General features: G+C 68.3%; 25 protein-coding genes and 1 pseudogene. 15 read left to right on the forward strand and 11 right to left on the reverse strand.

The genetic code is table 11. The features are described from left to right. Position 1: 1 nt before the first annotated feature. Positions 2–1384, reverse strand: a complete 1383-nt coding sequence (locus ACW173_RS09550) for an aminotransferase-like domain-containing protein (RefSeq protein WP_492084884.1) — start codon at positions 1382–1384, stop codon at positions 2–4. A gap of 122 nt (positions 1385–1506) precedes the next feature. On the opposite strand from ACW173_RS09550, the gene ACW173_RS09555 reads away from it, so the two are divergent. Next, the gene (locus ACW173_RS09555; protein ID WP_492084886.1) at positions 1507–2367 is read left to right on the forward strand and encodes a DMT family transporter; all 861 of its coding nucleotides are present in this window, start codon (positions 1507–1509) and stop codon (positions 2365–2367) included. On the opposite strand, the gene ACW173_RS09560 is transcribed toward ACW173_RS09555, so the two are convergent. Continuing rightward, positions 2364–2774, reverse strand: a complete 411-nt coding sequence (locus ACW173_RS09560; RefSeq protein ID WP_492084887.1) for a helix-turn-helix domain-containing protein — start codon at positions 2772–2774, stop codon at positions 2364–2366. The genes ACW173_RS09555 and ACW173_RS09560 overlap by 4 nt on opposite strands. Before the next feature lie 72 nt (positions 2775–2846). On the opposite strand from ACW173_RS09560, the gene ACW173_RS09565 reads away from it, so the two are divergent. The 10 genes from ACW173_RS09565 to ACW173_RS09610 all read left to right on the forward strand — a co-directional run bounded on the left by ACW173_RS09565 (position 2847) and on the right by ACW173_RS09610 (position 13391). Further along, positions 2847–3680, forward strand: coding sequence for a class I SAM-dependent methyltransferase (locus ACW173_RS09565; RefSeq protein WP_492084889.1), 834 nt, complete (start codon positions 2847–2849; stop codon positions 3678–3680). A 59-nt stretch (positions 3681–3739) separates the two neighbouring features. After that, complete coding sequence (locus ACW173_RS09570; protein ID WP_492084890.1) at positions 3740–4381, forward strand: TetR/AcrR family transcriptional regulator; 642 nt, start codon at positions 3740–3742, stop codon at positions 4379–4381. Then, positions 4378–5376 carry an HlyD family secretion protein gene (locus ACW173_RS09575; RefSeq protein ID WP_492084892.1) on the forward strand — a complete coding sequence of 333 codons (999 nt, stop codon included), beginning with the start codon at positions 4378–4380 and terminating at the stop codon, positions 5374–5376. The genes ACW173_RS09570 and ACW173_RS09575 overlap by 4 nt, the downstream gene beginning before the upstream one ends. Continuing rightward, positions 5373–6293: an ABC transporter ATP-binding protein gene (locus tag ACW173_RS09580; RefSeq protein WP_492084894.1), complete on the forward strand. Its 921-nt coding sequence runs from the start codon at positions 5373–5375 to the stop codon at positions 6291–6293. The genes ACW173_RS09575 and ACW173_RS09580 overlap by 4 nt, the downstream gene beginning before the upstream one ends. Continuing rightward, positions 6290–7432, forward strand: a complete 1143-nt coding sequence (locus ACW173_RS09585; RefSeq protein ID WP_492084896.1) for an ABC transporter permease — start codon at positions 6290–6292, stop codon at positions 7430–7432. The genes ACW173_RS09580 and ACW173_RS09585 overlap by 4 nt, the downstream gene beginning before the upstream one ends. Before the next feature lie 347 nt (positions 7433–7779). Continuing rightward, on the forward strand, positions 7780–8985 hold the full coding sequence (locus tag ACW173_RS09590; protein ID WP_492084897.1) for an OmpA family protein: 1206 nt from the start codon (positions 7780–7782) through the stop codon (positions 8983–8985). A gap of 521 nt (positions 8986–9506) precedes the next feature. Continuing rightward, positions 9507–11384 carry a ribonucleoside-diphosphate reductase subunit alpha gene (locus tag ACW173_RS09595; protein WP_492085965.1) on the forward strand — a complete coding sequence of 626 codons (1878 nt, stop codon included), beginning with the start codon at positions 9507–9509 and terminating at the stop codon, positions 11382–11384. Positions 11385–11565: 181 nt separating this feature from the next. Next, on the forward strand, positions 11566–12561 hold the full coding sequence (locus tag ACW173_RS09600) for a lipid A-modifier LpxR family protein (protein ID WP_492084898.1): 996 nt from the start codon (positions 11566–11568) through the stop codon (positions 12559–12561). Positions 12562–12661: 100 nt separating this feature from the next. Continuing rightward, on the forward strand, positions 12662–13003 hold the full coding sequence (locus tag ACW173_RS09605; protein ID WP_492084900.1) for a hypothetical protein: 342 nt from the start codon (positions 12662–12664) through the stop codon (positions 13001–13003). Between the two features lie 109 nt (positions 13004–13112). Then, a complete protein-coding gene (locus tag ACW173_RS09610; RefSeq protein ID WP_492084902.1) occupies positions 13113–13391 on the forward strand; it encodes a hypothetical protein in 279 nt (92 codons plus the stop codon). A gap of 145 nt (positions 13392–13536) precedes the next feature. On the opposite strand, the gene ACW173_RS09615 is transcribed toward ACW173_RS09610, so the two are convergent. The 4 genes from ACW173_RS09615 to ACW173_RS09630 form a co-directional block, all read right to left on the reverse strand. Continuing rightward, positions 13537–13929: a GFA family protein gene (locus tag ACW173_RS09615; protein WP_492084903.1), complete on the reverse strand. Its 393-nt coding sequence runs from the start codon at positions 13927–13929 to the stop codon at positions 13537–13539. A 54-nt stretch (positions 13930–13983) separates the two neighbouring features. After that, on the reverse strand, positions 13984–15252 hold the full coding sequence (locus tag ACW173_RS09620) for a patatin-like phospholipase family protein (protein WP_492084904.1): 1269 nt from the start codon (positions 15250–15252) through the stop codon (positions 13984–13986). Positions 15253–15261: 9 nt separating this feature from the next. Beyond that, the gene (trhA, locus tag ACW173_RS09625) at positions 15262–15954 is read right to left on the reverse strand and encodes a PAQR family membrane homeostasis protein TrhA (RefSeq protein ID WP_492084906.1); all 693 of its coding nucleotides are present in this window, start codon (positions 15952–15954) and stop codon (positions 15262–15264) included. A gap of 131 nt (positions 15955–16085) precedes the next feature. Continuing rightward, on the reverse strand, positions 16086–16856 hold the full coding sequence (locus ACW173_RS09630) for a sulfite exporter TauE/SafE family protein (protein WP_492084907.1): 771 nt from the start codon (positions 16854–16856) through the stop codon (positions 16086–16088). 142 nt (positions 16857–16998) lie between these two features. On the opposite strand from ACW173_RS09630, the gene ACW173_RS09635 reads away from it, so the two are divergent. Beyond that, positions 16999–18027, forward strand: a complete 1029-nt coding sequence (locus ACW173_RS09635; RefSeq protein WP_492084909.1) for a cupin-like domain-containing protein — start codon at positions 16999–17001, stop codon at positions 18025–18027. Here ACW173_RS09635 and ACW173_RS09640 read toward each other — a convergent pair. Then, a complete protein-coding gene (locus tag ACW173_RS09640) occupies positions 18024–19037 on the reverse strand; it encodes an aldo/keto reductase (protein ID WP_492084910.1) in 1014 nt (337 codons plus the stop codon). The two genes, ACW173_RS09635 and ACW173_RS09640, sit on opposite strands and share 4 nt — an antisense overlap. An 11-nt stretch (positions 19038–19048) precedes the next feature. Beyond that, positions 19049–20212: an MFS transporter gene (locus tag ACW173_RS09645; protein ID WP_492084912.1), complete on the reverse strand. Its 1164-nt coding sequence runs from the start codon at positions 20210–20212 to the stop codon at positions 19049–19051. A gap of 98 nt (positions 20213–20310) precedes the next feature. Between ACW173_RS09645 and ACW173_RS09650 the strand changes: the two genes are divergently transcribed. Beyond that, complete coding sequence (locus ACW173_RS09650) at positions 20311–21237, forward strand: LysR family transcriptional regulator (RefSeq protein WP_492084914.1); 927 nt, start codon at positions 20311–20313, stop codon at positions 21235–21237. Between the two features lie 20 nt (positions 21238–21257). Here ACW173_RS09650 and ACW173_RS09655 read toward each other — a convergent pair whose 3' ends face one another. After that, positions 21258–22304, reverse strand: a complete 1047-nt coding sequence (locus ACW173_RS09655) for an aspartate-semialdehyde dehydrogenase (RefSeq protein ID WP_492084916.1) — start codon at positions 22302–22304, stop codon at positions 21258–21260. 314 nt (positions 22305–22618) lie between these two features. Here ACW173_RS09655 and ACW173_RS09660 point away from each other — a divergent pair. Beyond that, positions 22619–22705: pseudogene (locus ACW173_RS09660) on the forward strand (hypothetical protein); the annotation flags it as partial. A gap of 53 nt (positions 22706–22758) precedes the next feature. Beyond that, positions 22759–22860, forward strand: a complete 102-nt coding sequence (locus ACW173_RS09665) for a hypothetical protein (protein WP_492085967.1) — start codon at positions 22759–22761, stop codon at positions 22858–22860. A gap of 128 nt (positions 22861–22988) precedes the next feature. Here ACW173_RS09665 and ACW173_RS09670 read toward each other — a convergent pair whose 3' ends face one another. Beyond that, positions 22989–23474 carry a hypothetical protein gene (locus ACW173_RS09670; RefSeq protein WP_492084918.1) on the reverse strand — a complete coding sequence of 162 codons (486 nt, stop codon included), beginning with the start codon at positions 23472–23474 and terminating at the stop codon, positions 22989–22991. A gap of 102 nt (positions 23475–23576) precedes the next feature. Beyond that, entirely contained in the window at positions 23577–24245 is a 669-nt protein-coding gene (locus ACW173_RS09675; protein WP_492084919.1) for a glutathione S-transferase family protein, read from the reverse strand. Positions 24246–24329: the final 84 nt, after the last annotated feature.

Raw genomic sequence — 24329 nt, forward strand, 5'->3', positions numbered from 1 at the left:
CCTAGGCCAGCGCCGCCTTCAGGACCGCGAAGACGCGCGGATCCTGCATCTGGCCGACATTGAAACGCATGAAGTCCGGCGCTTTCTGGGCGGCGCTGAACACGTCGCCCGGAGCCAGGATCACGTCGTGTTCCAGAGCGGCGCGGGCGATCTCCGAGGCGTCGCGGCCGTCGGGCAGTCGGCCCCACAGATAGAAGCCGCCACGCGGCGTCACCCAGGTCTTCACGCCCAGGCTCGCCAAGCGAGAATTGGCGTCGCGGCGCGCGCCCGACAGCCGCCGGCGCAGGGCCTCGACGTGCCGGCGATAGCCGCTGTCCATCAGGCTGTCGAAGATCAGCCTTGCCGCCACCGGACTGGCGCCGCCGAAATTGGTGGCGACCTGGAGGTCGACCATCGCCTCGATCCAGTCCGGACGCGCGGCGATATAGCCGCAGCGCACCGAGGCCGACAGGGTCTTGGAGAAGCTGCCGATGCGGATGACGTTGGTCAGGCCGTCGAAGGCCGCCAGGCGCGGGGAGGGCTCGGGCTCGAACTCGGCGAAGATGTCGTCCTCGACGATGACCAGTCCATGAGCGGAAGCGATGGTCAGCAGCTTGTGCGCGGTCTGGGCCGACATGGTCGCGCCGGTTGGATTGTGGATCGCCGAATTGGTGATGTAGAGACGCGGCCGCTCGGCGGCGAGGACTTCGGCGAAGGCCGCCACGTCCGGGCCCGTGGGTGTGTAGGGCGCGCTGACGATCCGCACCTTGTGGGCGCGCAGCAGGGCCTGGAAGTTGAAGTAGCAGGGATCGTCGACCAGCACCGCGTCACCGGGCTTCAGCAAAAAGCGGCAGATCAGGTCGATGGCCTGGGTGCCCGAGGCGGTCAGCAGGATTTGCTCGGGGCCGACATCCAGCCCGTCGGCGGCGGCGCGGCGAGCCAGCAACTGGCGCAGGTCCAGGAGGCCGCGCGAATTGCCGTAGTCGACCAGCACCGCATCGTCGGCGTGGGAGAGGCCGCGCATGGCCCGCCGCAGGATCGTGCCCGGCATCCAGTCCGGCGGCAGCCAGCCGCAGCCGGGCTTCAGCGCCTCTGGCGTGGCGTCCAGCGACTGACGCGAAACCCACAGCGGATCGATGGCGCGGTCGGCGCGGGGCTGGAGCGCGTTGACCGTCGGCGTGGCGACGCCGGCGCTGACGTAGAAGCCGGAGCCCGGCCGCGAGCGCACCACGCCCTCGGCCGCCAGCCGGTCATAGGCCTCGACCACGGTGGATGGCGAGACCTCGAGGGTCGCGGCCAGGGCGCGGATCGACGGCAACCGGTCGCCGTGGCCCAAGGCGCGGCTGGAGATGCGGCTCCGGATCACCTGCATCACCTCGCCGGTCCGGCTCGCGGCCTTGGCCATGGTGTCGCTCCTCAACTGTGTGGCTATCAATAGCATACAGTTCGGTCGAAATCGTACCGACCGTTCCTGGGTCCGGCGAAGCCCGCTCTTTATGGCTCGCGCTTTCTCGCGGGGAGCGACGTGTGGAACGGACATCGACGGGCTGGGGCAGCGGCCTCCTGGGCGTGATCATCTTCAGCGGCTCGCTGCCGGCCACGCGCGTGGCGATCGGCGGCTTTGGTCCCGCGTTCCTGACGTCCGCCCGCGCCGTGATCGCGGCCCTACTGGGCGTCGTGCTGCTGCTGGCGCTACGGCAGAAGCGCCCCGCCGCCTCGGACCTGCGGCCGTTGCTGGTGGTGGCCTTGGGCGTCGTGGTCGGGTTTCCGCTGCTGACGGCGATGGCCTTGCAGCACATCGACACCGCCCACTCCGTGGTGTTCGTGGGCCTGCTGCCGCTGGCGACGGCGATCTTCGGCGTGCTCCGTGGCGGCGAGCGGCCGAGGCCGGCGTTCTGGATCTTCTCGGTGATCGGCAGCCTGTCGGTCGCCGGCTTCGCCCTCTCGCGCGGCGGCTCGGGATCGGTGGCTGGCGACCTCCTGATGGTGGCGGCGATCGTCGCGTGCGGCCTGGGTTATGCCGAGGGGGCGGTGCTGTCGCGCCGGCTGGGCGGCTGGCAGGTGATCTGCTGGGCTTTGGTTCTGGCCCTGCCGGTGATGGCGGTGATCGCGGTGATCACCCTGCCCTTGGCGTGGAGCGGCATAGCGCCCAGCGCCTGGTGGGGCCTGGCCTATGTCTCGGTGTTCAGCATGCTGATCGGCTTCGTGTTCTGGTACCGGGGCCTGGCCCTGGGCGGCATCGCCAAGGTCGGACAGCTGCAACTGCTGCAACCGTTCTTCGGCCTCGCCCTGGCCGGCCTGCTGCTGCACGAGCCGGTCGCCCCCGCCATGCTGGCGGTCACCGCCGTGATCGTGCTGTGCGTGGCCGGCGCCAAGCGCTTCGCCTAGACGGCTTCCGCCCGATAGCGCCGCCGGCGATGGCCGGCCGCCTTCACGATGCGCAGGAAGTGCGGGCAGTCGGTCAGCACTGGGACCTTGCAGTCGGCCGCGTGGCGCAGGCCGTCGCGCATGCGGGCAAGCTGCTCGATCCTGCGATCCAGATCGTCGGCCTTGGCGCGAAGGCGGTCGCGGTCGACGTCGGGTCCGTGAAGCATGATGGCGATCTCGTCCAGCGAGAAGCCAGAGGCGCGGCCCAGGGCGATCAGCGACAGGCGCTCGGCGGTATCGGGCGCGAACAGGCGCTTGAGGCCCCGTCGCCCGGTCGAGGCGATCAGGCCCTTCTCCTCGTAGAATCTCAGGGTCGAGGCCTGCGCGCCCGAACGTTTCGAGAGTTCTGAAATGTCGATGTCGAACACCGCTTGACCTCAAGTGCGCTTCAACTTGCAGGATGCGCGGGCAGGCCGATGCTGGCAACGACGGAGATGACGATGAGCACTACCCCTGAACGCGACATGGCGGCCTACTGGGACCGCGCGGGCCGGGTCTGGGTCGAGCACCAGGCGCTGCTGGACCGGATCATGGCCCCGATCGCCGAGGCGGTGGTCGACGCCGCCGGGCCGGTGAACGGCGAGGCCGTGCTGGACGTCGGCTGCGGCTCGGGCGCGACCACCTTCGCGGCGGCCTGGCGGGTGGGCCCCACGGGCCGCGCGGTCGGCGCCGACATCTCGCCGGCCCTGGTCGAGCTGGCCCGTCGCCGCGCGGGCGAGGACGGGATCGAGAGTGTGGAGTTCCTGCTGGCCGACGCCCAGACCCATGCCTTCGCGCCCGAATTCGACGCCATGGTCTCGTGCTTCGGGGTGATGTTCTTCCCCGACCCGGTGGCGGCCTTCGCCAACCTGCGCACGGCCCTGAAACCGGGCGGCAAGCTGGCCTTCGCCGCCTGGCGTTCGCCCGAGGAGAACCCGCTATCGCTGGTCCCGCTGCGCGCCGCCGCGCCGTTCCTGCCGGAAACGCCCAAGTTCGAGAAGGACGCGCCGGGCCGCTTCGCCTTCGCCGATCCCGACCGCGTGCGGCGGATCCTGGCGGAGGCCGGCTGGAGCGCGATCGAGATCGCGCCGCTGGACACCGAAAGCCCGCTCAGCTTCGACGAGCTGCTGACCATGAGCCTGCGGGTGGGGCCGTTGAATCCGATCCTGAAGGACGTCGACGCCGTCGTGCGGGCCAAGGTCGTCGAGGCGGTGACGGCGGCCCTTGAGCCTTATGCTCGGGACGGCGTCGCGACGATGCATTCGGCGTCCTGGTTGGTGACGGCGAAGGCTTGAACTTTCCACCATCGAAGCGTATCTGACTCGTCGGTCACTTACATCGGCGGGTCAAGATCATGCAGGCCGGTACTCCGAAATGGCGTCGGCGCAGCGAGGCGCGGCCGGGCGAGATCGTTCAGGCGGCGCTCGAAGTGTTCGCGGAAAAGGGCTTCGCCGCCGCCAAGCTGGACGAGATCGCCGCAAAGGCTGGCATCTCGAAGGGCGCGCTGTATCTCTATTTCGAGACCAAGGAAGACATCTTCCGCGCCGTGGTGCGCGAGGCGGTGGTTCCCAACATCGGCATGGTCGAGGTCATGCTGGCCCAGGCCACGCTGCCGTTTCCGGATCTGCTGCGCCTGGCGGTCGGACGCATCGTCACGGTGATCGGGACATCGCGCCTGGGCGCCGTGGCCAAGCTGGTCGTCGGCGAGTCGCGCAACTTTCCGGAACTGGCCCGTGTCTGGCACGACGAGGTCGTTAGCCGCGCGCTCGGCGCGATGACCGGTGCCTTGGCCCGGGCCCAGGAACGCGGCGAGGTTCGCCCGGGCGATCCGCGCCTCCAGGCCTTCAGCATCGTGGGTCCCGTTCTGATGGGGGTGATCTGGCAGGAGACCTTCTCGCCCGTGGGGGCGCCGCCGGTCGACCTGGAGGCCCTGGCGCTGCAGCACTGCGAGACCGTGCTGACAGGCTTGGCCTCGCGTGTGGTCATGCTGCCATGAAGCCGCCTGTTCGTATCATCGCCATCGTCGCGGCCGTGGGCGTCGCCGGCTTCCTCGGCTGGAAGCTGCTCGGCCCCGACGCCCACCGGCCACATCGCCTGTCGGGCTATGTCGAGGGCGAGACGCTTTATGTCGGAGCCTCGAACGCGGGCCTCGTCAGTGCTGTCGCCGTCCAGCGCGGCGATCGGGTCAAGGCCGGCCAGCCGCTGTTCGCCCTCGACGCCGCCCAGCTCACGGCCGCCCGCGATCAGGCCGCCGCCCAGGTCGCCATCGCCACGGCCCAGCTGCGCGACGCCGAGAAGGGCCAGCGCCCGCGGGAACTGGCCGTTTATGACGCCGAGCGCGCCGCGGCCGAGGCTCAGGTGCGCCAGGCCCAGGCCGACTACAACCGCATCGCGCCTCTGGTGAAGAAGGGTATCTACGCGCCGGCCCGCCTCGACCAGGTCAAGGCCGCCCTGGACACCGCCCGCGCCAACGCCGCCGCCGTCGCGCGCCGCAAGGATGTCGGGACCCTGGGCGCGCGCCCCGACGCGGTGAACGCCGCCCGATCGGCCGTCGTCTCGGCCCGCGAGGCCCTGGCCGCCGCCCAGGATCGCCTGGACCAGATCAGCCCGCGCGCGCCCAAGGCGGCCCGGGTGCAGGACGTCTTCTATCAGCCCGGCGAATGGGTCGCCGCCAACCAGCCGATCGTCGCGTTGCTGACCAACGACCGCGTGCGCCTACGCTTCTTCGTGCCGGAGGCCGAGGTCGCGCGGTACGGGGCCGGCGCGATCGTGCGCTTCAGCTGCGACGGCTGCGGGCCCGAACGGACGGCGCGGATCAACTATGTCTCGCCACGGTCGGAATTCACCCCGCCGGTGATCTATAGCCGCGAGGCCCGCCAGCGGCTGGTGTTCCTGGTCGAGGCGCGGCCGGAGCCCGGCGCGCCGCTGGCCGTGGGGCTGCCTGTCGACATCGTCCCGCTGGAGGACTCTTCCAAGGAGACTGGCCGGTGAGCGGCCTGGCCGTCGATGTCCGGGGGCTGAACAAGAGCTTCGGTCCGCGCCACGTGGTGCGGGACGTGTCGATCCAGGTGGAGAAGGGCCGAATCACCGGCTTCCTGGGGCCCAATGGCTCGGGCAAGACCACCACCTTGCGAATGCTTTGCGGCCTGCTCACCCCCGACAGCGGCGAGGGGTGGGTGCTGGGCCTGGACTTCCGCGGGGACGCCGAGGCGGTCAAGCGCCAGACGGGCTACATGACCCAGAAGTTCTCGCTCTACGAGGACCTGTCGATCGAGGAGAACCTCGACTTCGTCGCGCGCGTCCACGAGCTGGATCGCCGGCGCGAGCGGGTAAAGGAAAGCCTGGACCGCCTGGGCCTGACCGCCCGCAAGAAGCAGTTGGCCGGCTCGCTATCCGGCGGCTGGAAGCAGCGCCTGGCCCTGGCCGCCAGCGTCATGCACGAGCCCAAGCTCTTGCTGCTCGACGAGCCCACCGCCGGCGTCGATCCCAAGGCCCGCCGCGAGTTCTGGGACGAGATCCACGCCCTGTCGGCCGAGGGCCTGACCGTGATGGTCTCGACCCACTACATGGACGAGGCCGAGCGCTGCCACGACATCGCCTACATCGCCTACGGCAAACTGATGGCGCGCGGTACGGCTGATGAAGTCATCGCCCAATCACGGCTGGTCACCTTCAGGGCCGAGGGGCAGGGCGCCGACCGCCTGGCGCGCGAGCTCTCCAAGGCGCCCGGCGTGATCATGGCCGCGCCGTTCGGCGCCGCCCTGCACGTCAGCGGCACGGATCGCGCGGCGCTGGAAGCCGCCATCGCCTCCTACCGCGAGCCGCCTCTGGAATGGACCGAGGTCCAGCCGACCCTGGAGGACGTCTTCATCCGGCTGATGGGCCAGTCGTCGGACAACTTTCAATGAGCCAGCTATCGGGCGCCCGCATCCTGGCCGTGCTGATCAAGGAGTTCATCCAGCTCACCCGCGACCGGCTGACCTACGCCATGATTCTGGTCATGCCGATCGTGCAGCTCTTGCTGTTCGGCTACGCCATCAACAACGACCCACGCGACCTGCCGACGGCGGTGCTGGTGCAGGACCAGGGGCCGATGGCCCGCTCGACCCTGTCGGCCCTGGTCAACAGCGGCTATTTCGAGATCGTCCGCGCCGCGACCTCGCCCAAGGAGCTGGACGACGCGGTGGCGCGCGGCGAGGTGCAGTTCGCCCTGACCATTCCGGCGGACTTCAGCCGCCGGGTGGTGCGCGGCGACGACGCCCAGATCCTGATCGAGGCCGACGCCTCCGACCCCGCCGCCACCGGCGGGGCGATCGCGGCGCTGTCGAACTTGCCGCGCACGGCCCTGACGCGGGACATGGTGGGCGCCGTGGCCCAAAAAGGCCAAGGAGGGCCGGGCGGCGATCCGTTCTCGGTGGTGATCCACCGCCGCTACAATCCCGAGGCCATCACCGCGTACAATATCGTCCCGGGCCTGCTGGGCGTGATCCTGTCGATGACCCTGGTGATGATGACCTCGCTAGGCGTCACCCGCGAGTACGAGCGCGGCACCATGGAGAGCCTTCTGGCCACGCCGGCCCGGCCAATCGAGGTGATGATCGGCAAGCTGGCGCCGTATGTGGCCGTCGGCATCGTCCAGACGGCGGTGATCCTGATGCTGGCCCGGGCGCTGTTTTCCATCCCGATGGCCGGAGGCTGGACGGCGTTGTCGCTGGGCGTCGTGCTGTTCATCATCGGCTCGCTGGCCCTGGGCTTCCTGATCTCGACGGTGGCGAGGACCCAGCTGCAGGCGATGCAAATGTCTTTCTTCTATATCTTCCCGTCGATCCTGCTGTCGGGCTTCATGTTCCCGTTCCGCGGCATGCCCGACTGGGCCCAGGCGCTGGGCGGCGTGATCCCGGTGACACACTTTCTCAGGGTGGTGCGCGGCGCCCTGCTGAAGGGGCTGGATCTCGCCCAGCTGTGGCCAAGTCTCTCCGCGCTCGGAGTCTTCGTCCTGGCCGTCTCGGCCCTGGCCATGGCGCGCTATCGCACCACTCTGGATTAGGGCCCGATCTGGTCAAGTTTGGTCGAGGACCTGACCAACGCCAGCAAAAGGTGAGGTTTTTCGGCGACGATCTGCGAATGCTTGACCATTTCATGGCTTCAAGCCCTTGCGTGCAAACGGTTCACGTGCGAACCCAGCGGAGCAGACGCTTATCTTCCGTGGATGACGGCGGGCACGCTCGGAAGTTGATTCTGAGGGGCGGTCATGTGTAGCTTTCCTGAGCAAAGGGCAGGGGGGCGAAACCTGACGAGTGTGTCTTTGCTGACACTTTCCCGTGGCGTTCGCCTTGGTATAACAGTGCTCGGTCGGTCTCCGGCCTGGGCAGGGCAATAGAGGGCTCTTCAACTATGAAACTCAACCTCCTGGCAGGAGCTGCTCTGGCCGCGGTGTTCGCCGCGTCGGGCGTTTCGGCTCAAGAGACCGGCTGGTACGGCGCGGTCGACCTTGGCTATCACTGGCCGCAGAGCGTGAAGACCGAGTCGGATCAAAACGCTCCGGACGGTGCTCACTATCACTGGGCCTGGAAGTCCGAGAAGGACTGGACCGGCTTCGTTCGCCTCGGCTACCAGTTCAACCCGAACTGGCGCGCTGAAGTCGAGGGCGGCTATCGCCCCGGCGACCTGAAGAGCGTCCACGGCCCGGCCCAGCGTCTGCCGGTCGGCCTCTGCACCCCGGGCGTCACCCGCACCGCCGCCGCTCCGACCTGCGGCTCGCCGGACGGCTCGATCGAATCCTGGACCCTGATGGCGAACGTCATTTATGACTTCGCTCCGGGCTCCTGGCTGAACCCGTTCGTGGGCGCCGGCGTCGGCATCAACCGCCTGGACGTCAAGACCCTGGGTCAATTCAGCAGCGTTCCGGGCGCCATCACGGCGACCAACCCGGCCATCCAGAACCTGACCGTTGACGACGACGATCTGGCCATCGCCTGGCAAGCCATCGCCGGCGCCTCGATCAAGGCCACGGACAAGCTGAACATCGATTTCACCTACCGCTACATCACCGGCGCGGACCATGCTTGGCAGTCGATGGGCTCCAGCGTGCTGCAGCCGGGCGCCTTCGAAGGCCAGTACCGCGACCAGTCGGTGACCGTCGGTCTCCGCTACTCGTTCGCGTCGCCGCCGCCTCCGCCGCCGCCCCCGCCGCCGCCGCCTCCCCCGCCGCCTCCGCCCCCGCCGCCTCCCCCGCCGCCGCCGCCTCCGCCGCCGCCGCAGTATGAGGCCCGCGAGTTCATCGTTTACTTCCCGTTCGACCAATCGGTCCTGACGCCGGAAGCGCAATCGGTGGTCTCGGAAGCCGCGAAGTACTCGAACGACGGTCACGCGACCAAGATCGTCGTCGTCGGCCACACCGACACGTCGGGCTCGCCGAAGTACAACGCCAAGCTCTCGGAACGCCGCGCTCGCGCCGTCGCCGACGCCCTGGCCTCGCAAGGCGTTCCCACGACGGCCCTGGCCGTCGACTGGAAGGGTGAAAGCGCTCCGGCCGTCGCCACTGGCGATGGTGTCAAGGAACCGCTGAACCGCCGTTCGACGATCTCGATCAACTTCTAAGATCGAATCGACTGAAGACTTGGGAGGGCCCGGCGGCGACGCCGGGCCCTTTCTCTATGTCTGGACCCCCAAGTTCGAATGGGGTGGTCCGAATCTCCCGATCTGGACCCTCGGCGATGCTTGGCGGCCGGGCCCGTCGGCCCCATATTGTAGCTGAAGGCCCGGTTTGCGGGCCTTTCGCGGCGCTCGCCCGAGAGGGCGCCGGACGGGCGGTATCCACCGCCAACCACTATCCCTTGTGGTCACCCTGTTAACGAACGGCGTTGTCCGGGGGCGGATGTCTCGGGGCCTCTTGCGACCTCCTGTCGCGGCTGAAAAAAGTTCGTCCAGGCAACCCCTTGTCCCGCCTATGCAACTTGCGGCCGTTCACAGGTTGTTAACGAAAAACTCGCCTCCGGGGCGTTGACGAGTCATTAGCCACTATGGCCCCATATGTGGGTTGAGGGGGCTCCTCAGCCACAAGATATAGCGGCTGACCGGGGCAAGTCCCTTCTCCGGAACACGCTGATTGAGCAATGGATTTGGTCATGAACGGCAGTGAAGCGGCGAAGACGAGCGTTCGGAACGAAGCCCGACTGGCGGCGATCAAGCCCGCCAAGCGGCCGCAGCTGGCGCTGGTGCGGAAGGTCCAGGTGGACCGTTCGCGTGACGCCCTGCTGACCGACTTCGGCAAGACCACCCTGGAAGATCGTTACCTGCTGCCCGGCGAGTCCTATCAGGACATGTTCGCCCGGGTGTCGACGGCCTTCGCCGACGACGCCGAGCACGCCCAGCGCGTCTACGATTATATGAGCCGCCTGTGGTTCATGCCGGCGACCCCGGTGCTGTCGAATGGCGGCGCGGATCGCGGCCTGCCGATCAGCTGCTTCCTCAACGCCGTCAATGACAGCCTGGACGGCATCCTGGGCGTCTGGAACGAGAACGTCTGGCTGGCGGCCAATGGCGGCGGCATCGGCACCTACTGGGGCGGCGTCCGCTCGATCGGCGAGAAGGTGAAGGGCCAGGGCCAGACCTCGGGCATCATCCCCTTCATCCGCGTGATGGACTCGCTGACCCTGGCCATTTCGCAAGGTTCGCTGCGCCGCGGCTCGGCCGCCGTCTATCTCGACATCCACCACCCCGAGATCGAGGAGTTCCTCGAGATCCGCAAGCCGTCGGGCGACTTCAACCGCAAGTCCCTGAACCTGCACCACGGCCTCTCCATCACCGACGAGTTCATGCACGCCGTGCGTGACGGGACCAAGTTCGGCCTGCGCTCGCCCAAGACCAACGAGGTCCTGCGCGAAGTCGACGCTCGCGCCCTGTGGCAGAAGGTGCTGGAGCTGCGCCTGCAGACCGGCGAGCCCTATCTGATCTTCTCCGACACCGTGAACCGCGCCATGCCCGCGTTCCAGCGCGAGCTGGGCCTGAAGGTGCGCCAGTCGAACCTGTGCAGCGAGATCATGCTGCACACCGGCACCGACCACCTGGGCAACGAGCGCACCGCCGTCTGCTGCCTGTCGTCGGTCAATGCCGAGACCTTCCTGGAGTGGCGCGACCACCCGACGTTCATCGAGGACGTCATGCGTTTCCTGGACAACGTGCTGCAGGACTTCATCGATCGCGCCCCGGACGCGGCCGCCACGGCCGCCTACGCCGCCATGCGCGAGCGCTCGGTGGGCCTGGGCCTGATGGGTTTCCACAGCTTCCTGCAGAGCCAGAACGTTCCGTTCGAGAGCGCCCTGGCCAAGAGCTGGAACATGCGGATGTTCAAGCACCTGCGCCGCGAAGCCGACAAGGCCTCGATCGCGCTGGGCGAAGAGAAGGGCCCGTGCCCGGACGCCGCCGATCGCGGGTCGGTCGAGCGCTTCTCGCACAAGCTGGCCATCGCCCCGACCGCCTCGATCTCGATCATCTGCGGCGGCACGTCGGCGGGCATCGAGCCGATCCCGGCCAACATCTACACCCACAAGACCCTGTCGGGCTCGTTCGCGGTGAAGAACCCCTATCTGGAGAACTTGCTCGCGGAGAAGGGCCAGAACACCGATGCGGTGTGGGGTTCGATCCTGGAGCACGAAGGCTCGGTTCAGCACCTGGACTTCCTGAGCCAGGACGAGAAGGACGTCTACAAGACCGCCTTCGAACTGGACCAGCGCTGGGTGGTCGAGCTGGCCGCCGACCGCACGCCGGAAATCTGCCAGAGCCAGTCGGTGAACATCTTCCTGCCCGGCGACGTCGACAAGTGGGACCTGCACATGCTGCACTGGCAGGCCTGGGAGCGCGGCGTGAAGTCGTTGTACTACCTGCGCTCAAAGTCGGTGCAGCGCGCGGCCTATGCCGGCGCGGGAGAGAAGGCCGAGACCGCCGGTTTCGACGCTCCGGAAAAGACAGACTATGACGAGTGCCTGGCCTGCCAATAAGCCGAGCAACTCCACGACATGACGACGGCGGCGCGGGCAATCGCGCCGCCGTTTTCGTTTGTGGCGACATTCGGGCGGAACCGGCGCGGTCCGTGGCGGTTCACCATGTGCGCATTCGTCACGATAGACACGTCACACGAAGCGCGTAGGCTGGACTTCCGTTGGGATTGGGGAATCCGCGATGCGGACCGCTGGGGAGCGTACCGGTTTTTGTCTCGTGGCCATGCTCGTGGCCATGGTCTCCGCCCATGCCGGCGCGGCCTGCGCGGCCACGAAGGCCGGCAAGCTGAAGCCGTCAGATAAGCGCGCCGCGGCGCTCGACAAGCCCGCCGCGCCGATTTCCTTCCAGGTGAAGCCCGAGAGCCTGCGTCCGCTCGATCCGAACAGCGCGACCGGCTTCGTGGCCCGTCGGATCGATGCCCCGGAGGCCGAGGTCGAAGGAGGCTTTGCGCTCTCGCCCGCCGCCAGCATCGCCGGCGACGCCCGCATCCTCGACGCCAACCGCTACTATGATGGCGCGGGTCCGGTGACCTGGCGCTCGAATGCCTTCACGCGCCAAGCCCAGGCCGGCGGCCCGATCGACAGCGTCCGCGTCTCGATGGCCGGTGTGGCCAAGACGGCCGCCGTCGCGCCCCTGACCCTGGTCCGTCCGGATAGCGACGCTTACGACGTCCAGGATGTCGACGTGACCCTGACACGCGGTTGGCCAGCGGCTGTGTCGCTGCGGGGGCGCAAGTTCGCCCTCGACGTCACCCCGCACGCCGGCATCGGCTATGGCGGGGCCGGCGGCTCGGCCGAGGCCGGCGCCACCGTGCGCCTGGGCAAGAAGAAGAACATGGGCGACCGGGTGAACCAGGCGCTGGGCGTGCGCGAAGGCGATGAGGCGTACGGCGATCGCGGCCGTTGGTACATCTTCGCCGCCGCCAGCGGCAGGGCCGTGGGCCTGAACATGCTGCGCGGCCAGAATGGCGACTGGAGCCGGGGCGGCCTGACCCAGGACGTCACCAGCAAGCTGATCGGCGACAGCCAGGCCGGCGTCGCCTGGCGCCGCGGCGCGATGCAGGCCTCGCTTGGCTACATCCATCGCGAGATCAGGGCCAAGGAAGGCATCATGGGCCTGGCCACGCAAAAGGACGACGTGGTGGCCCTGTCGTTCAGCCTGAAGCCGCACTGGTAAGGGCTTTTTCCCTTATAAAGCTTGTGTTTCCGGCCGCTTTCATGCAGCAAGCCCGGGTCCTATCCTAGAAGCCCCCATCCCCTTTAAGACTAGCGAGACCATGAGCGAGAGCGAGCCCCCGCGCCGCAAGACCCTGAGCCTCAAGAGCGCTGTCGCCGCTCCCGGCGGTCCGCCGCCGCTCGAGCGCATGGTCAAGCCGTCGGCCCGCACCACGGTGTTCACGCCCCAGGCCGCGCCGCCGCCTCCGCCGCCCCCGCCTCCGGCCGTGGGCGACTGGAAGTGCAAGCCATGCGGCACGCGCTTCGACCCGCCGACCGAACTGGCCGACGGGGATTCGGTCCGCTGCCCGTCGTGCAACGCCCGCCTGGGCCTGGCCTCGGACTTCCGCGCCGACCCGCCGAACGTCGACAAGCTGCGCGCGCGGCATCTCAAGAAGGCCTAAGGCGTCCAAGACGCCCTCCCGCCCTGACCATTGCGGGGTGAGCGACGCGGGTGTATCGCCCTCGGGTTGATTCCGCACGCGGGCGACACGGTCGCCGGAAGGGATCGTCATGCGCCTCCTCTCGCTCACCATCATCGGCGTCCTCACGCTCGGCGCCACGGGCGCCGCCGCCCAGCGCGGCGTGCTGGGTTGGCCGTCGGCGCCGCGGGCCAGCTTTCCCCCGGGTTCGATGTCGAGCGAGAGCGACGGCCACCGCAAGCTTACGGCCCAGCGCGCCGCCAACCTGATCAACAACGGTCACTGCGAGGGGGCCCTGCGGATGGTGTTGCGCGAAGGCGATTACAAAATGGCCGACCGCATCGCGGAAGTCTGTCGCTCGGCGAGCTGATCAAAACCCAGGGGCGCCCCCGGCGTAGCGCGCGACTTTGCTCACTGGGAAAGCCTCATGGCGGCGGGAGCTCTCCCACCGCGCCCCGCACGCCGCGGACTCCAAGAGATTTGAGGATCGACCTGACCGCGGGTCGGCTTTCGATCTAGTCGGTCTCTAGGCCGAGCCGTCGCCCGAATATCGGAACGACAGTCACGGCCTCGGGGGAAAAGCCTTCAAGACAGCGTGTGTTGATCGCCCATCCGTCGAACGCGGCCATTCCAGCCGCTTGCTCAGCGCGTGTTGGATGGCTCGGTTTCCGAAATGGGAGGATCCCGCAGATCGGGCAAAAATAGTCCGTGGCGGTGCACGAGCCCCAGCGATACGGAGTCAAATCGGCTAGCGGCGTGAGATGCCGTACCGCGTTGCTCTGAACGCGGAACATCAGTCCTCCGCGCATTGAGCAAATAGAACAATCGCAGACACGTACATAGTCGATTTCAGCATCAACCTCGAACTTCACGGCCTTGCAATGACACGAGCCAAGGTATGTGCGCATTGGAGAACTTTAGTCGATTGAAGGCCGTTCACCACCCCAAGAGCGACCTTGCCCCTATGGCTCCAGCGGCGCCTCGACGCCGACCGGGCCGGGTTCGTCGCGGACGATGACGCCGGTGCCGGACGAGATCGACGGGACCTGCTTGCGGAACAGGCCGCGCCACAGGCTCTGCTCCTCGACCGCGCTGGTCCACACCGAACCGTCCAGGGCGTGATCGTGACCCGCGTCGTAGATGCGGCGCATCAGGTCGGTCTCGAACTTCAAGAGGTTGGTGCCCTCGAAGCTGTTGGGGATCGAGGCCACGCTGAGCGGCAGGTTGTGACGCGAGCAGAAGCCGGCGGCCAGGCTCAGCGCCTGGCGGTACGAGAACCGCAGCATGGTGTCGAAGCTGCGCGCCATGATCGAGGCCACGCCCGGCGGGGTCGATTGGGTCGAGGGATCCAGCACCGTATTGACGATCACGTGCACCCGGCCGCGCCGGAAGCGGGGCCCCAGATTGCGCCAGTGGAGCAGGGCGTCGGGCATCAGGAACAGCGGCGCGGCCACGCCGCCGTCGACGTGCATCTCCTGGTAGGCCTGGCCGTCGACCTCGACCTCGACCAGCTTGGGCGGGAATATGCCCGGCACCGACGAGGACGCGACCAGCAGGGTGCGGAATAGCTTCAGGGCGTCGGCGCCGCCATGGGTGGCGATCTCGCCCATGTCCCAGACCACGGCGCGCTGGCTGTCGAGATTGGTGGTGGCGATCAACAGGCGCCGGCCCTTGGCGTGCTCGACGGCGACGGCCTCGACCATCTCCTGGTCGACGAAGGTCTCGACCAGGGCGTCCAGTGACTCGCCCTTGAAGATGCTAGGGCCGAGGGCCGGGGCCAGGCGGCGCAGACTGAGCAGCTCGGTGGCGTGGCCACCGACATAGGCCTCGGTCAGGCGGTCATCCCAGGCCGACCCCAGGAAGGCCAGTGGGGCGATCAGGGCCCCGGTGCTGACCCCGGTGACGATGGCGAAGTCTGGCCGCCGGCCAGCCTTGGACAGGCCTGTCAGCACGCCCGCGCCATAGGCGCCGCCGGCCGCGCCGCCGGACAGGGCCAGGATGTTGAACTCGTCGCGGCCGATCAGCGAGCGCAGCGGGGCCAGGCGGTCGGCCGCGCTCTTCAGGGCGTCGTCGGCCTGATCGACCGAAAGGCGCACACCGGGAAAGCCGGCCGCCTGGACGTGCCGCTCGGACGGCGGGGCGGGCAGGCGCTTGCCCCGCAGCGGATCGGCGGTCTTCCAATCCTTGAAGAAGCCCTGAAGGCTGATCTTGCCGGCGGGATCCTTGTCCAAGGTTGGCCTCTAGTGCGTGCTGGCCAGCACCACGCCCACCAGGACGGCCGCGTAGTGCAGGCCGGCGCCGCCAATCACGTGGCCGTGCCAGATGGCGCGGCGGAACTTCAGGCGACGCATCAGGTAGAAGATGGTTCCGGTGGAATAGACGAGGCCGCCGATGGCCAGCAGCAGCAGGGCCACCCACGAAAGGCCGTCGATCATCGGCTTGATGGCGACCAGGACGAGCCAGCCCAGCGCCAGGTACAGCCCGACCCAGAAACGCTTGTCCAGGCCCGGCAGGAAGAGCTTGGCCGCGACGCCGACGGCGGCCACGGTCCACACGGCCGTGGTCATGCCGATGGCCCACCAGCCGGTCAGGTTCTGGGTGGTGAAGGGCGTGTACGAGGCGGCGATCATCACGAAGATGCCGGCGTGGTCGAAGCGGCGCAGCAGCGGCCGCCAGCGGGCCTTGGCGAAGTTGTAGGCGGTCGACAGCGACAGCATCAAGATGAGGCCAACGGTGTAGACGCTGATCGCGGCCACCTGCTTCAGGTCGCCCAGGCCGAAGGCCAGGCCCAGCAGGATGCCGCCGCCCAGCAGGGCGCAGGCCAGGCCGGCCAAGTGCACCACCAGGTCGGCGCACTTGGCGCCGGGCGTGGGATAATGCGTCGCCGGCTTTTCAACGGCGACGACCTCGGTCGTGGTGGTGCTCGCAGTCATGGCCCGCCCATTCGTATGGCATCTACGTCCGAACCCTAGGTTCGTTCCGTGACATATAAGCGGTGATCATCGTGGCGGCGAAAGGGCCTTGGCGACACGCTTGAAGGAAAAAAGGCACGCGGAAAAGCGACTCAGAAGAACAGTGCGCGCGCGCCGTCGAAGACCAGCTTGCCGCCGACCGCCACCAGCAGAACGTAGATGACCTTGTAGAAGCCCTCGGCCGGCACGCGGCGCACCAGCCAGACGCCGGCCCAGGTCGAGGCGATGGCCAAGGGCAGCAGCACCCCGGCGGTGGCCAGCACCTTGGGCGTGAACTGGCCCAGGGCGACATAGGCCGGGACCTTCATCCAGTTCACGACCGCGAAGAAGATGGCGCTGGTGCCGATGAACGTGTCGCGCGCCAGGCGGCGGGGCAGGACGTAGATCTGGAAGGGCGGGCCGCCGGCGTGGGCGATCTGGCTGGTGAAGCCGGCCGCCGCGCCGCACAGGGCGCCCAGCCACGGCCGCGCGGGGCCGGCTTCCACCTGCGCCGCGGCCTTGACCGCGCGCTCGGCCCACAGGCGCTGCAGGGCGAAGGCGACCGAGATCGCGCCCACGGCCAGCTCGACGGCGGCCTCCTCGACGAAGGCGGCCAGGGCCCAGCCCAGGAAGACGCCAACCGCCGCGGCCGGCAGCATCAGGATCAGCAGGCCCTTGTCCCAGCTCTTCCGGAAGGCCCAGACGCTGACCACGTCCTGGACCAGCAGGATCGGCAGGGTGATGGAGGCGGCCATGACCGGCGAGACCGCCAGGGCCAGCAGCGGCACGGCCACCACGCCGATTCCGGCGAACCCGCCCTTGGCCAGGCCCAGCAGGATCACCGCGGGGATCGCCACCGCGTAGAAGAACGGATCGGTCAGCATAAGGCCGTGCTTATCAGCATTCCGGCGTTTGGCGAGGCGGATCGGCCGTTCTTTGCGACCCCGCAACGTTCGGTAACGCGACCGCCGATTTCGCACCCTAGCGTGCCGCCGCTCACCCCTTCCCGAAAAGTCCGCGTCCTCCATGCCCTCCCCTGGTCGGCCGTCAGAGATCTTCGAGATCGACGCCGAGACCTTCGCTCGTGATCTGACGCCGCTCTACCAGCCCACCGTGTTGCGCGGCGTGGCGCGAGACTGGCCGGCGGTGCGGGCCGCGCGCACGTCGCCCCAGGCTCTGGCCGACTATCTGAAGCGCTTCGACAAGGGCGCGACCGTCGAGGCCATGCTGGGCGCGCCAGCGATCGGCGGTCGGTTCTTCTATGACGAGACCGGCCGGGGCATGAACTTCGACCGTCGCCCGGCCCCGCTGAAGCCGGTGTTGGACGAGCTGCTGCGGCTGGCCGACCACCCAGAACCGCCGGCGATCTATGTGGGCTCGACCCCGATCGCGCCCATCCTGCCGGGCTTCGAGAAGGCCAATGCCCTCGACCTGCTGGACGAGGCGATCGCGCCGCGTCTGTGGCTGGGCAACGCCTCGATCATCCAGACCCACCACGACATGTCCGACAACCTCGCCGTGGTGGTCAGCGGCCAGCGGCGCTTCACGCTGTTTCCGCCCGACCAGGTCGGCAACCTCTATATCGGCCCGCTGGACTTCACCCCGGCCGGTCGGCCGGTCAGCCTGGTGTCGCTGGATAACCCGAATCTGGAGCGCTTTCCGAAGTTCGCGCAGGCCCTGGAGAGCGCCCTGATCGCCGATCTCGAGCCGGGTGACGCGATCTACATCCCGACCCTGTGGTGGCACCACGTCCAGGCGACCGGGCCGCTGAACATGCTGGTCAACTATTGGTGGGAGCCGGCGGACATGGCGGCCAATGGGATGGCGGGCCAGCCGTTCGACGCCTTCGTCCACGCCCTGCGCAACGTGCGCCGGCTGCCCGCCAAGCGGCGCAACGCCTGGCGGGCCTTCTTCGAGCACTATGTCTTCCACGCCAATGGCGACCCGGCCGAACACATCCCCGAGGGGCGGCGCGGGGTGCTGGAAGCCAAGCCCGACGCCCGGCGCGAGGCCGAGATGACCGCCTTCCTGCGCCGGGTGCTGGGCAGGGACTAAACCAGCGGCGGATTGAGCTGCTTGAAGCCGCCCTCGCGCCAGTACGGATAGTAGGGATAGGCCGGGGTCACGGCGCTGGCCGCATCCAGGCGCGCGACTTGCTCCGGCGTCAGGTTCCAGCCGACCGCGCCCAGGTTCTGGCGCAGTTGGTCCTCGGTGCGGGCGCCGATGATGACGCTGGACACCGTGGGGCGCTGGAGCAGCCAGTTGATGGCCACTTGGGGCACGGTCTTCTCGGTCTCGGCGGCGACCGCGTCCAAGGCGTCGACCACGCGGTAGAGGCGCTCATTGTCCACCGGCGGGCCGGCGTCGGCGGTGTCGTGCAGGCGGCTGGTCTCGGGCAACGGCTGGCCGCGACGGATCTTGCCCGTCAGGCGGCCCCAGCCCAGCGGGCTCCAGACCATGGCCCCGACGCCCTGGTCGGCCCCCAGCGGCATCAGCTCCCACTCGTAGTCGCGGCCGACCAGCGAATAGTAGGCCTGGTGGGCGACATAGCGCGGCCGGCCGTCACGGTCGGCGGCGGCCAGGGACTTCATCAGCTCCCAGCCGGAGAAGTTCGAGGCGCCGACGTACAGAACCTTGCCGGCGCGGACGAGGTCGTCGAGCGCCGACAGCGTCTCCTCGACCGGCGTCGTCCCGTCGAAGGCGTGCAGTTGCAGGAGGTCGATACGGTCGGTCTTCAGGCGCTTCAGGGCGGCCTCGACACCGGGGATCAGGCGATGGCGCGAAGTCCCGCCGTTGAGACCCAGCTTAGTCGAGATCAGCGCCTGGTCGCGGCGGCCTTCGAGGGCGGCGCCCAGGATCTCCTCGGACGCGCCGTTCGAATAGACGTCGGCGCTGTCGAACAGGGTCATGCCGGCCTCGAGCGCGATGTCGACGATGCGGCGAGCGCCGGCGACGTCGGTGTCGCCCCAGGCCGAGAACAGCGGGCCCTGGCCGCCGAACGTGCCGGCCCCGAACGACAGGGCGGGGACCTTCAGACCAGAACGGCCCAGCGTGCGATATTCCATCGGGGTTTCTCCTAAGCGAGGGCGGGCGCGCGGCGTTCGAGCGACAGGCTGAAGAAGGCCAGGACCAGGGCCGACAGCGGCACGGCGGCGGCGATCAGGGGCACGGCCGAGAGGCCGGGGCCGTGGGCGATCACCACCCCGCCCAGCCAGGCGCCGAAGGCGTTGCCGAGGTTGAAGGCGGCGATGTTCAGGCTGGACGCCAGACCCTGGCCCGCGCCGCCGGCCTGGCTCAGCACGCGCATCTGCAAGGGCGCGACGGTGGCGAAGGCGGCCGCGCCCAGCAGGAAGGCGGCGATCACCGCGCCCATCTGGCTGTGGAAGGCGAGGGCCGAACCGCCCATGACCAGGGTCAGCGCCACCAGGGTCCCGACCAGGGCCGCGTTCAGCCCCTTGTCGGCCCAGCGGCCGCCGACCAGGTTGCCGGCCACCAGGCCCGCGCCGAACACCAGCAGGATCGGCGAGACGGCCTCTTTCGAGAACCCGGCCAGCTCCATCAGGATCGGCTGGATATAGGTGAACACCGCGAACACGCCGCCGAAGCCCAGCACGGTCATGGCCAGACCCAGCTGCACCTGCGGACGGGCCAGGACGGCGAACTCCTCGCGCAGGGGCGCGGGTTCGACCTTCTCCTGGGCGGCGGGGACCAGGGCGGCCAGGACGACGAAGGCCAGGGCGCCGACGCCGGCCACGGCCCAGAAGGCCATCCGCCAGCCGAAGGCCAGGCCCAGCCAGGCGCCGAACGGCACGCCCAGCAGGGTGGCGATGGTCAGGCCGGTGAACATGATGGCGATGGCCGAGGCCTTGCGCTCGGGCGGGACGAGGGAGACGGCGACCAGCGAACCGACGCCGAAGAAGGTGCCGTGCGCCAAGGCCGTGACCAGGCGCGCGCCCATCAGGATCCCATAGGTCGGGGCGATGGCGGCCAGGATGTTGCCCAGGGTGAAGATCGCCATCAGCACGAGCAGGGTGGTCTTGCGGGGTAGGCGGCGGGTGGCCAAGGTCAGGATGGGCGCGCCGACGAAGACGCCCAGGGCGTAACCGGTCATCAAGAGGCCGGCGGCGGGGATCGAGACGCCGAGATCGGCGGAGACCTGCATCAGCAGGCCCATGATGATGAACTCGGTGACGCCGATGCCGAAGGCGCCGACGGTCAGGGCATAGAGGGCGAGGGGCATGACAGCCGGCTCCGGTTTGGTTCGGACCCTCAGATGGCGCCTTTCCGTTCGATGAATTAGATTGCGGTCAGGAACTTCACTTGTGACTTGAGGGCATGATGGCGCGCTCGGACATCAACCGGTCGGGGGAGATGGAAGTCTTCGCGCGCGTCGTCGAGGAGGGCGGCTTCACGTCCGCCGCCAAGGCGATGTCGATGACCCCGTCGGCGGTCAGCAAGCTGGTGGCGCGGCTGGAGGCCCGCCTGGGCTCGCGCCTGGTGGTGCGCTCGACGCGTAAGCTGCAGCTGACGGCCGAGGGCCTGACCTTTCACGAGCGGTCCCTGCGGGTGCTGGCCGACCTGGACGAGGCCGAGCGTTCGGTCGCCGCTTGCGCCGTGCCGCGCGGCCGGCTGCGGATCAACGCCAACGTGCCGTTCGGTCTGCATCACCTGTTTCCCCTGGTCCCGAAGTTCTCGGCGCTCTACCCCGAGGTCCAGGTCGACGTGACCCTGACCGACCAGGTGATCGACCTGCTGGACGAGCGCGCCGAGGTGGCGATCCGGGTGGGGCCGATGCGGCCCTCGCAGCTGGTGGCCAGGAAGCTGGGCGACAGCCGCACGGTCCTGGTCGCCTCGCCCGCCTATCTGGCGCGGCGGGGGACTCCTCGGCATCCGGATGAGCTGGCCGACCACGACCTGATCACCTTCAACTTCTCGCGCCAGTGCGACGAGTGGCCGTTTCTGATCGGCGGCGAGCGGGTGTGCTATCCGGCTCACGGCCGGTCGCTGGTCGGCGACGGCGAGAGCGCCACCCACCTGGCCCTGGCCGGGCAGGGGATCACCAAGCTGGGCATCTTCCACATCGTCGACCACATCCGGGCCGGCAGACTGGTTCCAGTGCTGGACGACTTCAATTCCGGCGAGCTGGAGACGGTCAGCGCCGTCTATGTCGGCCACGCCGGCCCGCTGCCCGCGCGGGTGCGGGCCTTCATCGACTTCCTGGCGGCGGAGGTCGATGTCGATTGGCCGATGGGGCGAGCGGTCTAGCCGCCCGCCCCTTGCGGACCCTAGGCGTCCAGCATCACTTCGGCGATCTGCACCGCGTTCAGCGCCGCGCCCTTACGCAGGTTGTCGCCGACCACGAACAGGGCCAGGCCATGCTCGACGGTCGGGTCCGGACGGATGCGGCCGACGAACACCGGGTCCTGGCCGGTGGCGGCCAGCGGGTTCGGCACGGCCTCGACCACCACGCCCGGCGCGGCGCCCAGCAGCGCCGTGGCCTCGGCCACCGACAGCGGGCGCTCGAACTCGGCGTTGATCGACAGCGAGTGGCCGGTGAACACCGGCACCCGCACGCAGGTGCCGCTGACCGGCAGGCCGGGGAGCTCCAGGATCTTGCGGCTCTCGTCGCGCAGCTTCAGCTCTTCCTCCGTATAGCCGTCCTCGCCCACGACGTAGTTCAGCGGCACGACATTGTAGGCCAGCGGCACGGCCCACTTGCGGGCTTCCGGCAGCGGGGCGGCGTCGGGCGACATCGCCAGGCCGTCCAGGTCGCCGGTCGCGCCGGCGCGCAGCTGCTCGGACAGCACCTGGATGCCCTCGACCCCGCCGCCCGAGGCGGCCTGGTAGGTGCTGACGGTCAGGCGCTTCAATCCAGCGCGATCGTGCAGGGGCTTGAGCACCGGCATGGCGGCCATGGTGGTGCAGTTGGGGTTGGCGACGATGCCCTTGGGGATGTTCGCCAGCGCATGCGGATTGACCTCGGCCACCACCAGCGGCACGTCCGGGTCCGAGCGCCAGGCCGAGCTGTTGTCGATCACCACGGCCCCGGCCGCGGCGGCCTTGGGCGCCAGTTCGCGCGAGGTGTCGCCGCCGGCCGAGAAGAACACGATGTCCAGCCCGGCGAAGTCGGCGGTGGAAGCGTCCTCGACGACGACCGCGGTCCCCTTGAAGTCGACCTTGGTCCCGGCCGAGCGGGCCGAGGCGAACAGGCGCAGCTCGCTAAGCGGGAAGTCCCGCTCGGCCAGCAGCTCGCGCATCATGCCGCCGACCAGACCGGTGGCGCCGACGACGCCGACGCGCGGCGGATTGGATCGGGAAAACTTGAAGCTCATGAAAGGCGTCTCCTGGTGACTAGGAGCGCGGGGAGCTGTCAGATCTCGTTGAGAGAGAGCCGCCCCGCGCCATCGGCGGGGCTGGTTCGAGGATGCCGCTTAGATCGCGCGCATACCCGCCGCCCCACCGAAGCGGGTCGTTTTGCGGGTAATAATTGGGGTCACGGCGAATTGCATCGGGGGTGCTTCTAGCGGCGAAGCTGGGCTGGGTAAAGAGCTAGGGGGGAAGAATGATGCGCGGGGGCGACGCGGGGGCCTGGTATTGGCAAGGTCATACCCCAATTTCGTCATCCCGCGCTTTATGCGCGGGACCCATGGTTCAGCCTTCATGTGAGGGGCCGTTCCTGCTCCGCTCGTGCGGCGGACGGATGGGGCCCGCGCATGAAGCGCGGGATGGCGGGTGTAGTTTGCGTTGGGTGGAAATCCTTCTCCCCGGAGAAGGAGCCCTCCTTACATCTCACGGCGAGACGATCGCAGGGCTGATCAGGTCACTCAAGGACGACGCTCCGCGCCGCCGCGCGCGGCCGCCGGAGGCGGTGTCGGCGGACTGACCTGATCAGCCCTGCACGCTGCAGCCTCCAAGAGATTTAAGGATCGCACCGACCGGTGGTCGGGCGTCAAGTGGCGGCCGAGGTAGACGTTCAAAACCAACGCGATTTGCAGAGCGTCTTAGCCGTTGCCGCCTTACTTAACCGGACCAAGGCGCTTGGTCGCTCGTAGACGAGGGTGTCCCTTCGGCTGTTGGAACTCGAACGACAGCTTAGGTGCGTGTGAAAATCCGTACCATGGAGCGAGGAACGAACCAGTAAACTCGCGCGACTCAGATCCGCCGGAATGTCGAAGTTGCAGCGACAAACGATCGTACTGCTGCTTCAGGACGTTCTTGAGATTCGTATCGGAAACTGGATCTGCGAGCGCCCTTTCAGGGATCACATAAACCTGACTGCTGGAAACCTGCACCCATACCGGAGCGTCCAGATCGTCGGCAATGTAGCGAACCTTGACCCGCATAATGCCCTTCAGCCCAGGGATGCGCTCCGCTGTTACGAATAGCCTTTTCTGTTCTGGATCGCGCTTGGCGGCCCACGAAGCAACGGCACTACCACCTGCGGCTAGGCTAACCAGGCCGATGACGACGCCAAGCCAGTCGGGCACGCTGCCCCAATCCATCGATATCGTCCGTCCCCGAGGCTAGAAGCTCGAATTAGAACCCGAGTCGTGAAGACGCGCGACTAACCAGGACAACTATCCTGTTGTGGCCAATGGAAGCGGCTATCCCTGCTGCCCCAGCCTTTCCCACCCGTCGAAGAACGGGAACCGCTTCTCCCAGAACTCCGTCAGGCGCGGGTCAGCGTCGACGCGCCGCACGACCTCCGCCATCCTCGGCGCCACGTCGTAGAACCGCACCCGCCGAGGGCCCCAGCGGCTGACGACCGTGACGTAGAGGTCCAGCACCGTAAGCTCGTCGCCCAGCAGATACCGCCCCGGCGTCAGCTGGCTCTCCATCATCGCCCAGCAGTCGATGATCCGTTCCGCGGTGGCGGCTTTGATCCGCGCCCCGACCTTGGGATCGGACCCGCCCAGGCGCGACGGATCATCCCGCACCCAGAACAGCGAATAGATCGAGGCCGGGATGAAGGTCATCCAGCGCAGGAACCGAGCCCGCATCGGGTCGTCGATCGTCGGTCCCAGGCGCGCTTCCGGAAACTTGTCCGCCAGCCAGATCAGGATGGCCGCGCTCTCGGTGATGGTCTCGCCGTCGGGGGTGACCAGGGCCGGGATCTGTTTCAGCGGGTTGACCGTGGCGACCTTGGCCTGTTCGGCTTCGCCCTCCCAGGTGGGGGCCTCGACGATCTCATAGGGCAGGCCGATCAAGGACATAGCGGCTTCGACGGGCACGCCGCCCGAGCCCAGAGCGCTGAACAGACGGTAGGCGGTCATCATCGACTCCCGAATTATCCACACCCTACTCACAACATCTTGTGTGGGTGCGACGTCACGACCACTAGATGGCAGCCGTCGCTT

It is taken from the genome of Caulobacter sp. ALps2, from assembly GCF_058681635.1.